This is a genomic window from Parabacteroides sp., from assembly GCF_977054455.1.
The window spans coordinates 80,629-94,231 of the sequence record NZ_CDRTCT010000007.1 but is presented as its reverse complement, the minus strand read 5'-3'; the positions used below and the strand labels follow the sequence as shown (position 1 = coordinate 94,231).

Here is a 13,603-nt window from a genome sequence, read left to right as displayed (position 1 = left end):
TTATTTATTCTTTTTTAGAAGATATGCTATTTCTTGCCATCTTGCGGCGTCTGCGCCGGACTCCGTTTCCGGCAAACACACTGTAAACGACCGGTACGATTACCAGGGTGATCAACGTTGATACCGAAAGTCCCCATGCTACCGTCATACCCATCGAACGCCACATTTCAGAGCCTTCGCCTGTTCCGACTGCCATCGGGATCATACCCAATACGGTGGTCAGGGTGGTCATCAATACCGGGCGGAGACGGGATTTTCCGGCAGTCACTACTGCGGTCAGGATTCCCATTCCTCTTTCCCGGCAGAGGATCGTGTAGTCGATCAGCACGATACCGTTTTTGACAACGATACCCATCAACATAATCAGACCGATCAGTGCCATGACGCCCAATGGAGTCTGCGTCACTGCCAGCCCCAGGATTATACCGGTGAAGGCGAAGGGGATGGAGAACATGATTACGAACGGGTCTGTCAGCGATTCGAACTGAGCGGCCATTACGATAAATACCAAAATGATGATCAGGATCATCAGGATTGTCAGGTCGAAGAAGGTGTCCATCTGGTCTTCGTACGTTCCTCCTAACTGCCAGCTGACATCCGAAGGTATATCCATTTCCTTCAGCTGGTTCCGGGCGGCTGTTACGATATCGCTCATGGCGGCTCCTTTTCCGACTACCGCCGATACGGTAATGACACGTTCGCGGTCTTTACGTTCAATGGTCGGAGGGGTCATCCGTTCTACTACTTTACCCAGGTCGCGGATACGGATGCCTTGACCGGAACTGTTATAGACCAGGATATTTTCGATATCTTCAACCGACTGGCGGAATTCGGGAGCGTAGCGTACTTTTATATCATACTCGTCACCGTCTTCACGGTATTTGGAAGCGGTAGAGCCGTTGATGCGATTGCGCAAAGCCATAGCAGCCGTTGTGATATTCAATCCGTTGATCGCCAGCTTTTCCCGGTCGAAATCAACTTGGTATTCGGGTATGTAGTCCTCGCGGCTGATGTTGACCTGTGAACAACCTTTCACCTTACGCATCCTTTCGGCCAGTTCGGCCGCTACGGCATCGGTCCGGCCGAAGTCGAAGCCATAGATCTCGATGTCGACCGCATTCTGTCCGCCCATGCCTTCTTCCTGCCCGCCTTCGATAACCTTGAAGGTCTTGATCTCCGGATATTTAGCCAGGTCCTTACGCATCTCTTCGCAGATTTCAACCATGCCGCGTTCACGATCGCCGACGCTCAGCATATTGATGTAATAGTCGATAATATGTGTCCCGTTATTGCTCAATTGAGCCCAAGTATTATCGGAGTCGGCCTGTCCTTCGGTGAAGTTGCTGGTCTTTATTTCCGGATATTTCTGCCGGAAAAGTTCGTCGATTTCCAATGCCAGTTTACGGGTGATATCCTGGCGGGTTCCGACCGGCAATTCGATGTGGACGCTGATCTGCGCATTATCCTGGGTCGGGAAGAATTCTGTCTTGATGGTCGGAACCAATAACATACTTCCCGCAAAGATCAGAGTCGCTCCGAATATGACCGTTTTCCGGTGACGTACCGCCCAGTAGAGGAAACGGGAATAGCCACGGTCCAGCGCATCCAATGCCTTTTCGATCGGTGTGAAGAACAAGGTGTACAAGCGGCCTTTTTTAGGATTCTGCTTGAGTAGTTGCGAACTCAACATCGGAGTCAGTGTCAAAGCTCCGACCGTCGAAACGATCATGATGATACTGACGATCCACCCCAACTGTTTGAACAGAATGCCTGCCATACCCGTTACCATTGTCAGAGGCAGGAACACGGCCAGCATGGTCAGGGTCGAGGCGATTACGGAAATAGCCACTTCGTTTGTCGCATGCACGGCTGCCTGTTTCGGCGCACTGCCTCTTTCGATATGGGTTGTAATGTTTTCCAACACTACGATCGCATCATCCACAACCATACCGATAGCAATGGAGAGTGAACTCAGCGAGATAATATTCAGTGTGTTACCGGATGCAAGCAAATAAGCGAACGAGGCTATCAACGAGATCGGAATGGTCAGTATAATGATAAACGTCGCTCTCCATCGTCCGAGGAACACGAACACCACCAGCATAACGATAACGAAGGTGATGAAGATGGTCTCTTTCAGGCTGTCGATCGTATTCAGAATGTTGGTGGAGGTATCCAGGATTACTCCTAACTTGACATCCGAAGGAAGGCTTTCCTGGATTTCCGGCAGTTTCTGGTGAACTTTCTTGGCGATATTCACCGAGTTGGCTCCCGATTGCTTCTGGATAACGATCATCCCGCCTTTCTTGCCGTTATTGTAAGTCTCCTGGGCGCGTTCCTCGATGCTGTCTTCGATACGGGCGACATCACGCAGGTAGATAGTCTTATTGTCCTTATGACCGATCACAAGATTGTCCATCTGGTGTGCATCCGTAAATTCACCTTGTACGCGGAGCGCATAGGCATTGGAACCGATATCCACGCTGCCTCCCGGAGTGTTCCGGTTCTCCTGTGCGATGATAGCGGATATTCCTTCGATCGAAACGCCGTATGCTTCCAGTTTGTACGGATCGCAATAGACCTGTATTTCGCGTGTCGGCGTGCCGGAAATAGAAACCGCTCCCACACCGCTGATACGTGCAAGCGGGTTCGATACCTTATCGTCCAAAATCTTGTACAAGGCGTTCGTGCTCTCTTCCGCCGTAACCGACAGGATGATGATCGGAATATCGTTCGTTCCGAATTTGAAGATAATGGGATTGTCCACATCATCCGGCAGCATCGGCTCGGCAACGTCCAGTTTGTCGCGCACGTCATTGGTCGCCACGTCGATATCCGTGCCATAGTCGAATTCGAGTGTGATGATCGAGATGTTTTCACGCGATTGTGACGTGATGTGCTTTAGGTCGCTGACACTGTTCAGCACGTTCTCCAATGGTTTGGAGACGTTCATTTCGATATCCGCAGCGCTGGCGCCGGCATAGGAGGTCATAACCATGATCGTGTTTGTCTCGATCTCCGGCAGCAAGTCCACAGATAATCTTGTTAATGAAAAAAGACCGAAGATCACGATCGCCACAAAGACAAGGGCTGTCGTAACCGGCTTTTTTACTGCTGTTGCATATAAACTCATAGTGTTTGTCTCTTACTTTTCGATTTCTACTTCCATTCCGTTGTTCAGGCGGCTTTGACCGGATACTACGACCTGGTCGCCATTGTTCACACCCGAAATGACTTCATATTTGTTTCCCATACGACGTCCCAGTTCTACTTTTTCGTAGGAAACTTTACCGTCTTTATATACATATATATATCGATCGCCTGCACCGGACTGTTTTACGATCGCGAGGTCCGGGGCAACCACATGGTTTTGCGTGCCGAAACCGATCGTCACGCGGGCAAACATTCCGGGGCGGACGCGTTCGTCGCTATTGTCGATTTTGATCTCGACGGGGAATGTGCGTGTATTCGGGTCGATGGTCGGGTAAACCAGGCTGACTTTCCCTTTGAATACTTCGTCTCCGTACACATCCAACCGGATGTCGACATCTTTTCCCTTTTTTACTTTCGTGAAGAGGCTTTCGGATACGTTTACCAGCAGTTTGACCGGACGGACCTGTTCTACGGTGAAGATCGGCGAGCCTCCGCTATACATATCGCCGCTATCATAATTGCGGGCGGTTACGATGCCGGTGATCGGACTCAGCAACTGTGTGTTTTCCTGTAAATTCTTGTAGGCCGCACGGCTTACGTCCAACTGCGTTTTCTGTGCATCCCAGGCTGATTTGGAGGCGCCGCCTACTTTGTACAGTTCATCGATGCGTTTGAACTCCAGTTCCTGGTTGTCCAATTGTATTTTGGTCTGTTTGAGGTTTGTCTCATCCATCTTGACCAGGAGTTGACCTGCTTTTACGTGATCGCCGACTTCCGCGAACAACTTCTCTATACGCACCGGGGTTTGCGGGGCGATGTTGTTGGAAATGTTGGCTTCGACCGTCGCTGTAAATTCACTGATCTGCTCTACGTCTTGTGCTGAAACGGTTTCTACTCTCACAATGGCTTTATTGCTGGCGGTCTCCGTTTGTGCCGGATCTTTCTTTTCTGACGAACAGGACAGCAATAAAGGTAAAATGAGGAGTGATATGAAGTGTTGTTTTCTATTTGTTTCCATTTTGTGATATTTTTATTCTATGTCTATTTTCTGTTCTTTAAAACTCTTGCTGGCCTAACACCTTTTCCAGGTCGGCCTTCGCTACCATATAATCGTAAATCGCCTGGTTGAAATTCAGTTTGGCTTGTGTCAGCGCCAATTCCGAATCGTTCATTTCGAGCAGAGTCCCGGCACCTGTGTCATAGCGTTTCTGTGAGATCATATACCCCCGTTCGGCTTGTTCCACTCCTTTCTGTGAAGCGTCGAACCGCTTGACGCAGGTATTCATGTTATCTATATATTGCTTGATCGCCAGTTGCAGGTTCCGTTGCGTATCCTCTCTTTGCAGGCTCAACTGTTCGATCGAATTTCTTGTCTGTTTGATCTTATAGAACTTACTGCCGCCGGAGAAGATGGGGATGGAAAGCGAGACGCCGACCATCGAGTAGGGATTCCACATATAGTCCTTGAACTTGAAGTTGTTGTTCATGGCTGTCCATTGATACAAACCGGTAAGCGACAGTGTCGGCAAATAATCGAATTTTTGCATGGTCAGAGTCTTTTCCAGCTGCTTTGCCTGTAAATCCATCTGTTTCAGGTCTGTATTGTCGGCCAGCGTCGTGTCTGTCGAAAGGAAATCGCCGAAAAGATCCTTTTCAAAATCGGTCAATTGTCCTTTACATTCGATATTCAGGTCCAGATCCATGCCCAACAATGCTTTCAGTTGCCATTTGGCAAGGACCAATGCGTTTTCGGCTTGCAACATATTGGGTTCGCTGTTCTTGACGGTAACATCGGCGCGTATCAGGTCGTATTCGGCAACGGTTCCCTGTTCGAACTTACGCTTGATATCCAGGTAATTTTCCATTGCGTTGTCATAGCTTTCCTTGAATACGCGATATGAATCGTTGGCAAGAAGCACGCCGTAATACCCTTTCTTCACTTGGTTGACCATCGCGATTTTAGAGGAACGCGCCTGCTCGATAGCCAGTTCCACATCTACAGCCGAGATACTCAGGCTTTTCCAAAGAGCGGCATTGACAATCGGCATCGAGGCGTTGAAGCCGAGGCTCCAGTTATTATCACGCCCCACTTCGATCCCTTCATCCATACTCGGCATGTCTTCCATACCGGGTATTTCGGAACTCCCCATGTCGAAACCGTCCATATACATCACCTGTTTTTTCAAGGTCCGGTTGTAGTCGGCTGCAAAACTTACTTGGGGAAATAGAGCGGCATAGGAACCTTTCTGTGCATATTTTTTCTTCTGGATTTCCTTATTGGCCACTTTTACAGTGGGGTTTTCGCTTAGCGCAATCTCCAGGGCTTTCCCGATGTCGAGGATCAGCGTGTCCTGGGCTTTAGCGGAGGAGAAGGCCAGGGAGGGCAGTAACATCATCACTACCCACATCATCTTTTTTGTAATTAAGATTTGTCTCATTTAAAATAAGTAAATTTGATTTTTTAATAAAATCGTTCGTTCAATCTAATTGCTTCTGTATATATTTCAATAAATACCGGTCTAAAATGGCAATACCTTTTTCTGTAGAGATTCCCCGAAGGAAAGTGTAAAGAATCGTATTGAACACTTCAGCTACGGAATGTTTGGAGAGGGCTTTGGGCGGACGGACCATCTTCGCCTGCTCTTTGGCCAGCAAAGCTACAATCTCGAAGTTGATATTCGGTTGAAAAACACCTTCCTTTACTCCTCGGGACAGTAGTTTTATGCATTTTTTCAGAAAACGGGATTTCTCTTCTTCCATTTTCTGTAATGCTTTCGGATAGCGTTTCAGATCATCATAGAATTTCGGGTTAAACCAACGAGGCCTTTTCATGAGCTCTTCATAGAAAAGCAACGCGATTTCGAGTGCTGTTATCGGCTCGGATTCAAGTCGCTTCATGGATAGCTTCATTTGGTTGTAACTCAGGTTGATACATTCTGTCAGCAGCGTTTCCTTATCCTCAAAAAGCTCGTAAAGGGTCCGTTTGGATATACTCGCGTTATGAGCGATATCATCCATACTGACGTTCTTAATCCCGTGCTCAGAAAATAAGTCGAATGCCGTTAACATTGTTTGTTCTTTTATGATCATCGATTTTAATGATTACTTTTTATACCATCTGACGTTGCAAAGATCTGTCTAATTTGGAAAACTAAAAAGGTTTATTCTGTTACGGAATTAGTCGAAAACGAATAAATGAAACCTTCCTTATTCCTAAAAAACCGTTATTCATTGGTAAAAAATGAAACATCTTTCTGTTTATTGAAAAAATGTTTACCTTTGCAAGTACACGATTAGTAAATAGGTAAAGATGGAAAAACTTCCTTTAATAGAATTGGCGGAGCTGAATAAAAGCATTATTTTCCGTGATAGTTTTCAGGATATTTTTTCGATTGCAGATCTGGACGGTAGTATGGATATCGGAGATCCCGACTCGCCCGAACGTTTTGCTCCGATGCGGTTGAATGCGCTTTTAATGGTGTTGACTTTCGAAGGAACGCTTGAAATTCATCTGGATTATGTTTCTTACACTGTCAAGCCGAATAGTTTTATAACGATCATGCCTACGCATGCGCTCCAGCTTGACAAGATCAGTAAAGATTTTAAAGGCCGCTTGCTGATTGCGGCCAAGGAGTTTCTGAACGATTGTAATCCGGGTGGAGGTAACAGGACTCAGGCGATTGCGAACTATATGGAGGTCCGCAAGAATCCTTGTACGGAACTGGAAACGGAAGAAGCGGTAAAACTGGCCGGTTGTATGCAGGTCATACGGGAGAAAATGAGGGAGCGTACTCATTTTTATCAGAAGGAACTGGTGCAGAATGCCTTTATAGGCTTCCTGTTGGAACTGGGAAATATATTGTTGGGCAAGAAAGACCGTTTGATCCGGCCGACCCTTTCCCGTAAGGAAGAACTGTTCGAACAGTTCCTGCAATTGTTGTTTGAACATTGCAAGGAGCAGCATGTGGTTACTTTTTATGCCGAAAAGTTGTTTATCACGCCGCAATATCTGTCGTTGATCTTGAAGGAACTGACGGGCAAGTCCGCAAATAAGTGGATAGACGATGCTTTGATCGTCGAGGCGAAAATCCTCTTGAAAGCCCCGCAGGCAACTGTCCAGCAAGTGGCGGATATACTTCACTTTTCCGACCAGTCGACTTTCGGGAAATTCTTTAAGAAACACATGGGGATTTCCCCGATGGAGTACCGTAAGTCCTGAAACGGGCGGTACTCCGGTTTCTCTTATCTTTTACTGAACTTATACCAGTTGATCAATTCGGATATGCCGTAGACCAGGCAAGCGACCCCGAAAATCACGAATGTGTTGGCTGCCGCTCCGAACGGGTAGGCAAGGATCATGACCCCTGTTATCAGGATGAGGGACGGCAGGATGTAAAATCCGTATGGAACCGTGCGCCATTTGCGGGCGGAAACCAGTGATATCAATTGTTGTGCTCCGGCAAGAACCAGCAAAGCCCCTAAAATATACATTAATATACTGACGAAAAATTGCGGCATGATCACCAGCCATGCCCCGAACAGGATGCTGCCCGCCCCGTCGATCGGAAACATCGGACTCGGCTCGCCTTCCACTTTCTCGCGGGTGAAGTAATTCAAGAGCGAGAATAATCCGGGTATGATGAAACAGATCCCGATCGTTATCACCAGATAAGTTACAGCCGCTTCCGGCCAAAGAACCAATACAAGTCCCAGCACGATTGCGAATATGCAACGCAGGACTGAACCATTTAAACCTTTCATGCTTTCTTCTATTTTAGAATGTCATTTCTTATGTAACAACGAAGATACGCTATTTTCTATTGAAAAAGAAAGAAAAAAGGACGCAATGCCTCTCTTAACCTATTTTCTTTCCCTGTTATTCTATCTCGGTTGCCCTACTATTCTGTAATCGACGGCGATAAGAAACATTAGGCGTATAAACAATCTTTTGATGCGGTCGCTCCGTCAAATATATTCTTACCCCTTGCCATATGGATGAAAATATGTAACTTTGCAATTTTGAAATGCGAGTGTGCAATTAAAAGATAATTAAAATATTACTATCGTGGCAGATACAAAGTACATCTTCGTTACGGGCGGCGTGGTCTCTTCTTTAGGTAAGGGAATTATTGCCGCATCATTGGGTAAACTACTTCAGGCAAGAGGTTACAAGGTTACCATTCAGAAATTTGACCCCTATATTAATATCGATCCGGGTACATTGAACCCGTATGAACATGGGGAATGCTATGTTACCGTAGACGGACATGAAGCGGATTTGGACCTCGGACACTACGAACGTTTCCTGAATGTTCAGACAACCCGCGCAAATAACATCACTACAGGACGCATCTATCAGAGCGTTATCAGCAAAGAACGTAAAGGGGATTACCTGGGAAAGACTGTCCAGGTGGTGCCTCATATCACGGACGAGATCAAGCGCAATGTGAAATTGCTGGGAAATAAATACAAATTTGATTTCGTGATCACTGAGATCGGCGGTACGGTAGGCGATATCGAATCTCTTCCGTTTATCGAAAGCGTACGTCAGCTGAAATGGGAACTGGGAAAGAATTGTATATGCGTACATCTTACCTATGTGCCTTATATCGCGGCTGCAAAAGAATACAAAACCAAACCGACACAGCATTCCGTAAAACAGCTGCAAGAGTTGGGTATCCAGCCGGATGTCCTGGTGTTGCGCACCGAACATGAGTTGAGTGCCAATATTTTAAGTAAAGTCGCTCTTTTCTGTAATGTTGCACAGGATGCGGTTATACAGTCGATCGACGTTCCGACGATCTACGAAGTACCGTTGGTATTGCAGCGTCAGAAAATGGACGAAGTGATCCTGCGTAAAGTCGGACTGGAAGTCGGACCGACACCGGAGATGAAGCCTTGGCATCAGTTCTTACAACGTAAGGTAGACGCTACCGAAACTGTAAAGATCGGCTTGGTCGGTAAATATGTTGAGCTGCAGGACGCTTATAAGTCGATCGACGAATCTCTGTTGCAGGCAGCTATTTATAATGATCGTAAGCTCGATTTGCATTTGTTCCATTCCGAAAAACTGAATGACGGCAATGCTGCCGAATTATTGAAGGATATGGACGGAATCTTGATTGCTCCGGGATTCGGGCAACGTGGTATTGAAGGAAAGTTTGCCGCATTGAAGTATGCTCGTGAAAACGATGTTCCTTGCCTGGGGATCTGTTTGGGCATGCAGTGCATGGTGATCGAATTTGCCCGCGACGTAATGGGACTGACGGAAGCGAACTCGACCGAAATGGAACCCAATACTCCGTATAAGGTGATCGACCTGATGGAAGAGCAGAAAAACGTGACCAATATGGGTGGCTCTATGCGCCTGGGTGCATACGACTGTGTGTTGAAGAAAGGCTCCAAGGCTTATGAAGCATACGGACAGACGCATATCCAGGAACGTCATCGTCATCGTTTTGAATTCAACAGCGAATATCGCGATAAGTTTGAAGCCGCCGGTATGATGTGCGTCGGCGAAAATCCGGAATCGAACTTGGTTGAAGTCGTTGAGATCCCAGCCTTGAAATGGTTTGTGGGGGTTCAGTTCCATCCGGAATATAACAGTACGGTGGTTAATCCTAACCCGCTTTTCGTTAGCTTTGTGAAAGCTGCAGTTGAAAATAAAAAATAAGAATTATAGATGGATAAAAACACGATAATAGGTTTCCTGCTTATTGGAGTTGTCTTAATTGTATTTACGTGGTTGAACAAACCTACGCCGGAGCAGATGGAAGCACAGCGCCGGATGCAGGATTCGATCGCCCAGATAGAATATGCAAAGCAGCTGGAACAGCAGAAAGAATTGAATAAGGAAGCTAAAGCGGACGAAGAACTGGCCGGCTTGCCCGATTCCCTACGGCTTGCCCGTTTACAAAACACGTTTGGCGTTTTTGCTGATGCAATGGTAGGAGAGGATGGTTCCACTGTTTTGGAAAACGAGCTGATTGAAGTCCGTTTGGATAATAAGGGAGGACGTATCGGATATGTCCGCCTGAAAAAGTACGATAATTATAAAGGCGAACCTCTGGTGCTTTTTGATGAGAAGGATTCGAAGTTCGATTTTACTTTGGTAACGGCTGATAATCGTGTGGTCAATACCGGCGATTTGTATTTTACTCCTGTAAAAGGGAATGACCCGAACAGTATCACCATGCGTCTGAATACAGGCGAAGGCAGCCATCTGGATTTTATGTATTCCTTGAAACCTGACGATTATATGTTGCAGTTCTCTATTAAGGGAACCGGTTTGAATGGTGTACTGTCGCCGGGTACGACCGCATTGGACCTGTTGTGGCAGCAAAAAATAACCCAGCAAGAAAAAGGGCGTAAGTTTGAAGACCGCTATGCAACGGTGTATTATAAATTTATGGCTGACGACGTGGAATACCTGAGCGAAACCAAGAACGATAGTAAGCAATTGTCTAACCGGTTGAAATGGGTCGCTTATAAAGATATGTATTTTTCTTCTATCCTGATCGCCGGAAACGAAGGATTCGAGTCGACGACTATCGATTCGAAGATGTTGCCCGAAGGTGGCCCTTTCCTGAAGGAATATAAAACAACGACCTCTGTTCCTTTTGATTTGAAAGGAAACGAGTCGACCGATCTGCGTTTTTATTTCGGTCCGAACCAGTTTTCACTGTTAAAGTCATTTGACGATAATGTGGAAAAGGCTGACCAACTGGATCTGGAAAAGATCGTACCGCTGGGATGGGGTATTTTCCGTTGGGTGAACCAGTATTTCGTCATTCCGTTGTTTAACTTCCTTGGGCAGTTTATCCATAGCTACGGTTTGTTGATCTTCCTGCTGACGGTTATCGTAAAATTGATCCTGTTCCCGTTGACGTACAAGTCTTATATGTCATCGGCCAAGATGCGTGTATTGCGTCCGCAGGTGGAAGAGCTCAATGCTAAATATCCGGGACAGGATAAGGCTGTAGAGCGTCAGCGTGCTACAATGGAACTGTATAGCCGTGCCGGAGCGAGCCCGATGTCGGGATGTGTTCCGATGTTGTTGCAGATGCCGATCCTGGTCGCCCTGTTCATGTTCTTCCCGTCGGCAATCGAATTGCGTCACCAGAGTTTCCTTTGGGCACACGATTTGTCTACTTATGATGCGATTGTAAGCTGGAATACATATATTCCTATTATTACACCGTACTTCGGCAACCATATCAGTTTGTTCTGTCTGTTGATGACCGTAACGAACATCATATACACGAAGTTCAATATGGAGCAGACCAACACCGGGCAGCAGCAGATGCCGGGCATGAAGGCGATGATGTACATGATGCCGCTGATGATGTTGGTTTTCTTTAACCAGTATGCATCCGGTCTGACTTACTATTACTTCATCTCCACTTTGATCACGATCTTGCAGACTGTCATCTTCCGTTATACGATTAACGAAGATAAACTGTTGGCCAAGTTGGAAGAAAATAAAAAGAAGCCGATGAAGAAGTCAGGCTTTATGAAGCGGCTGGAAGAAGCCCAGAAAGCCCAACAAGCTCAATTGGAAAAGCAGAAACAACAGAGAAAGAACAGATAATATTGCTTTTCGAAGAAGTTCGGCATAAATATAATAGGCAAGGAACAAGTTTAACTTCCTTGCCTGTTTTTTTGTGCAAATTTTGATTTTAGCCGTCTTGGATTTAAAAAAACAGATTTACGGGATTATTTATTACAGAATGTTTGTACATTTGCACTTATCTAAAGTAAGCGGCGAGTTGACGAATCAATTGATGATGAGAACTTATATATAGATCATTTCATTGTGAAGTGTTTAGATTGTTATAGGGTATAAATTATTCACGTATGGCAAAGAAAGAAGTTCTTTTGCAAAGTATTGCTGTCGTTATATTCGGCGTGGCCTGCTTTGCTTTTTTCAAATTTGTATGTCCGGTTGCTTTTTTTCTGAAAGAACAGACTGATGGTCTATTCATGTTGGGGGCTTTTGCCTCTTATCTGGCTAAACCGGCATGGTTGGTTTGTTACAGTGGAAATGTGCTGATGTCTTTTGGCGGATCATCCGGCGCTCCATTCTTGATCACTTTGATTTTAATTTTGGAATGGTGGCTTCTGACTTTGGTCTTGAAACGTTTTGATGTTGGCGAGATGGCATCGTTGTATGCTTTTCTTCCGATTATGTTGGAATGGGGCGGTTATTGCTATCCGACTTATCTGTTGCCTTCTATTTTGGCAACGGTCGTTTCTCTTCTCCTCTTTTTAGGATATACTTACATCAATAATAAATGGTTGAGCATATTGGCGGGATTGTTGGCATTGCCTGTGATCTATTTTCTTGCGGGTAACCGGCTTAATTTCTTTGTGCTGTTAGTCCTTTTTTATGAGACAGGGAAAGAGCCCAAGCGCTGGCTGTATTGGAGTCTGCTCTTAGTGACAGGCATTTTTATGCCGATTTGGCTGGGACATTTTTATTCGCTGACACAAGAGCAGGCTTATTTATATCCGCATCACGGTATGCCCTCTTTTTTTCCGCCTCTTCTGTTTTGCTTCAGTCTTCTGTTTTTGCAGATAAAAAAGTTCCGGGATATGCCGATTAGCGCCTTATCTGTTATTGTTATGGTTGGTATATTGTCGGCATTGTTGGGATCTTTTATTTTCCTGATTGCTGATTTCTAAGGAAAGCCAATGCTTTTTCCATATCCTCCGGCGTGTCGATGCCGATTGTTTCCTGCCGGGTAATTCCGACTTTAATCTTGTAGCCGTTTTCCAGCCAGCGCAGTTGTTCCAGGCTTTCAGCCAGCTCCAGAGGAGACTGAGGTAAACGGGTGATCTCTTTTAGTGTGTCGGCACGGTAAGCATATAGTCCGATATGCTTATAATAGGTATGGTTCGGCAACCATTCGGTATATTTCCTGCCTCTCATGTATGGAATGATTGAGCGGCTGAAATACAAGGCTTCGTTATTCTTGTTCAAGACAACTTTCGGTGAATTGGGGTTGAATAAGGTCGTTTCGAAATCGTCATCCGGTCGAAATGGTTTTACCAGGGTGGCGATTTGGGTGTTGCCATCGATGAAACATGCTTTTAGTATTTCGATCTGTTCCGGTTGGATGAAAGGTTCGTCACCTTGTATGTTGACAACCACGTCATATCCGTCTCCTATTTTACAATATGCTTCATAGCAACGGTCCGTACCGCTTTTGTGTTGGTCGGAGGTCATGACGACATTGCCGCCGAAAGCCCGGACTGCCGCTTCTATACGGCTGTCGTCCGTAGCTACGCAGACGGCATCAAGCACATTTTGGACTTGCTCGTAAACCCGTTGGATCATCGGTTTGCCTGCCATATCGGCAAGTGGCTTCCCTGGGAAGCGGGTAGAGGCATAACGCGCGGGGATTATTCCTATAAACTTCATGTCTTTGAATTATAATTTATGATTTAT

General features: G+C 45.9%; 10 protein-coding genes. 4 read left to right on the top strand and 6 right to left on the bottom strand.

Going from position 1 to position 13,603, the window contains the following annotated elements; translation table 11 throughout:
* Positions 1–4 precede the first annotated feature (4 nt).
* The 4 genes from ACW6QF_RS04935 to ACW6QF_RS04920 all read right to left on the bottom strand — a co-directional run bounded on the left by ACW6QF_RS04935 (position 5) and on the right by ACW6QF_RS04920 (position 6,243).
* Complete coding sequence (locus ACW6QF_RS04935) at positions 5–3,133, bottom strand: efflux RND transporter permease subunit (RefSeq protein ID WP_456087015.1); 3,129 nt, start codon at positions 3,131–3,133, stop codon at positions 5–7.
* 12 nt (positions 3,134–3,145) lie between these two features.
* The gene (locus ACW6QF_RS04930; protein ID WP_298546978.1) at positions 3,146–4,171 is read right to left on the bottom strand and encodes an efflux RND transporter periplasmic adaptor subunit; all 1,026 of its coding nucleotides are present in this window, start codon (positions 4,169–4,171) and stop codon (positions 3,146–3,148) included.
* A gap of 37 nt (positions 4,172–4,208) precedes the next feature.
* Positions 4,209–5,564, bottom strand: a complete 1,356-nt coding sequence (locus ACW6QF_RS04925; protein WP_374044510.1) for a TolC family protein — start codon at positions 5,562–5,564, stop codon at positions 4,209–4,211.
* Positions 5,565–5,631: 67 nt separating this feature from the next.
* Positions 5,632–6,243 (bottom strand): TetR/AcrR family transcriptional regulator, encoded by a 612-nt coding sequence (locus tag ACW6QF_RS04920; RefSeq protein ID WP_456087014.1) that lies wholly within the window; start codon positions 6,241–6,243, stop codon positions 5,632–5,634.
* A 220-nt stretch (positions 6,244–6,463) separates the two neighbouring features.
* Here ACW6QF_RS04920 and ACW6QF_RS04915 point away from each other — a divergent pair, with 220 nt between their 5' ends.
* Positions 6,464–7,372, top strand: coding sequence for a helix-turn-helix domain-containing protein (locus tag ACW6QF_RS04915; protein WP_456087013.1), 909 nt, complete (start codon positions 6,464–6,466; stop codon positions 7,370–7,372).
* A gap of 23 nt (positions 7,373–7,395) precedes the next feature.
* On the opposite strand, the gene ACW6QF_RS04910 is transcribed toward ACW6QF_RS04915, so the two are convergent.
* Positions 7,396–7,914, bottom strand: coding sequence for an HdeD family acid-resistance protein (locus ACW6QF_RS04910; RefSeq protein ID WP_298546970.1), 519 nt, complete (start codon positions 7,912–7,914; stop codon positions 7,396–7,398).
* Between the two features lie 304 nt (positions 7,915–8,218).
* Between ACW6QF_RS04910 and ACW6QF_RS04905 the strand changes: the two genes are divergently transcribed.
* The 3 genes from ACW6QF_RS04905 to ACW6QF_RS04895 all read left to right on the top strand — a co-directional run bounded on the left by ACW6QF_RS04905 (position 8,219) and on the right by ACW6QF_RS04895 (position 12,837).
* The gene (locus ACW6QF_RS04905) at positions 8,219–9,826 is read left to right on the top strand and encodes a CTP synthase (RefSeq protein WP_298546968.1); all 1,608 of its coding nucleotides are present in this window, start codon (positions 8,219–8,221) and stop codon (positions 9,824–9,826) included.
* Between the two features lie 9 nt (positions 9,827–9,835).
* Positions 9,836–11,743 carry a membrane protein insertase YidC gene (gene yidC, locus ACW6QF_RS04900; protein ID WP_456087012.1) on the top strand — a complete coding sequence of 636 codons (1,908 nt, stop codon included), beginning with the start codon at positions 9,836–9,838 and terminating at the stop codon, positions 11,741–11,743.
* A 266-nt stretch (positions 11,744–12,009) separates the two neighbouring features.
* Positions 12,010–12,837 carry a DUF6057 family protein gene (locus ACW6QF_RS04895; protein WP_456087011.1) on the top strand — a complete coding sequence of 276 codons (828 nt, stop codon included), beginning with the start codon at positions 12,010–12,012 and terminating at the stop codon, positions 12,835–12,837.
* Here ACW6QF_RS04895 and kdsB read toward each other — a convergent pair.
* The gene (kdsB, locus tag ACW6QF_RS04890) at positions 12,812–13,576 is read right to left on the bottom strand and encodes a 3-deoxy-manno-octulosonate cytidylyltransferase (RefSeq protein WP_298546962.1); all 765 of its coding nucleotides are present in this window, start codon (positions 13,574–13,576) and stop codon (positions 12,812–12,814) included. The two genes, ACW6QF_RS04895 and kdsB, sit on opposite strands and share 26 nt — an antisense overlap.
* Positions 13,577–13,603 lie beyond the last annotated feature (27 nt).

Bases quoted from the DNA above. Each gene is read 5' to 3' on its own strand.
- ACW6QF_RS04895 (WP_456087011.1), top strand. From the start codon at position 12,010: ATGGCAAAGAAAGAAGTTCTTTTGCAAAGTATTGCTGTCGTTATATTC.
- ACW6QF_RS04925 (WP_374044510.1), bottom strand. From the start codon at position 5,564: ATGATGTGGGTAGTGATGATGTTACTGCCCTCCCTGGCCTTCTCCTCC.
- ACW6QF_RS04915 (WP_456087013.1), top strand. From the start codon at position 6,464: ATGGAAAAACTTCCTTTAATAGAATTGGCGGAGCTGAATAAAAGCATT.
- kdsB (WP_298546962.1), bottom strand. From the start codon at position 13,576: ATGAAGTTTATAGGAATAATCCCCGCGCGTTATGCCTCTACCCGCTTC.
- ACW6QF_RS04910 (WP_298546970.1), bottom strand. From the start codon at position 7,914: ATGAAAGGTTTAAATGGTTCAGTCCTGCGTTGCATATTCGCAATCGTG.
- ACW6QF_RS04920 (WP_456087014.1), bottom strand. From the start codon at position 6,243: ATGATCATAAAAGAACAAACAATGTTAACGGCATTCGACTTATTTTCT.
- ACW6QF_RS04935 (WP_456087015.1), bottom strand. From the start codon at position 3,133: ATGAGTTTATATGCAACAGCAGTAAAAAAGCCGGTTACGACAGCCCTT.
- ACW6QF_RS04930 (WP_298546978.1), bottom strand. From the start codon at position 4,171: ATGGAAACAAATAGAAAACAACACTTCATATCACTCCTCATTTTACCT.
- yidC (WP_456087012.1), top strand. From the start codon at position 9,836: ATGGATAAAAACACGATAATAGGTTTCCTGCTTATTGGAGTTGTCTTA.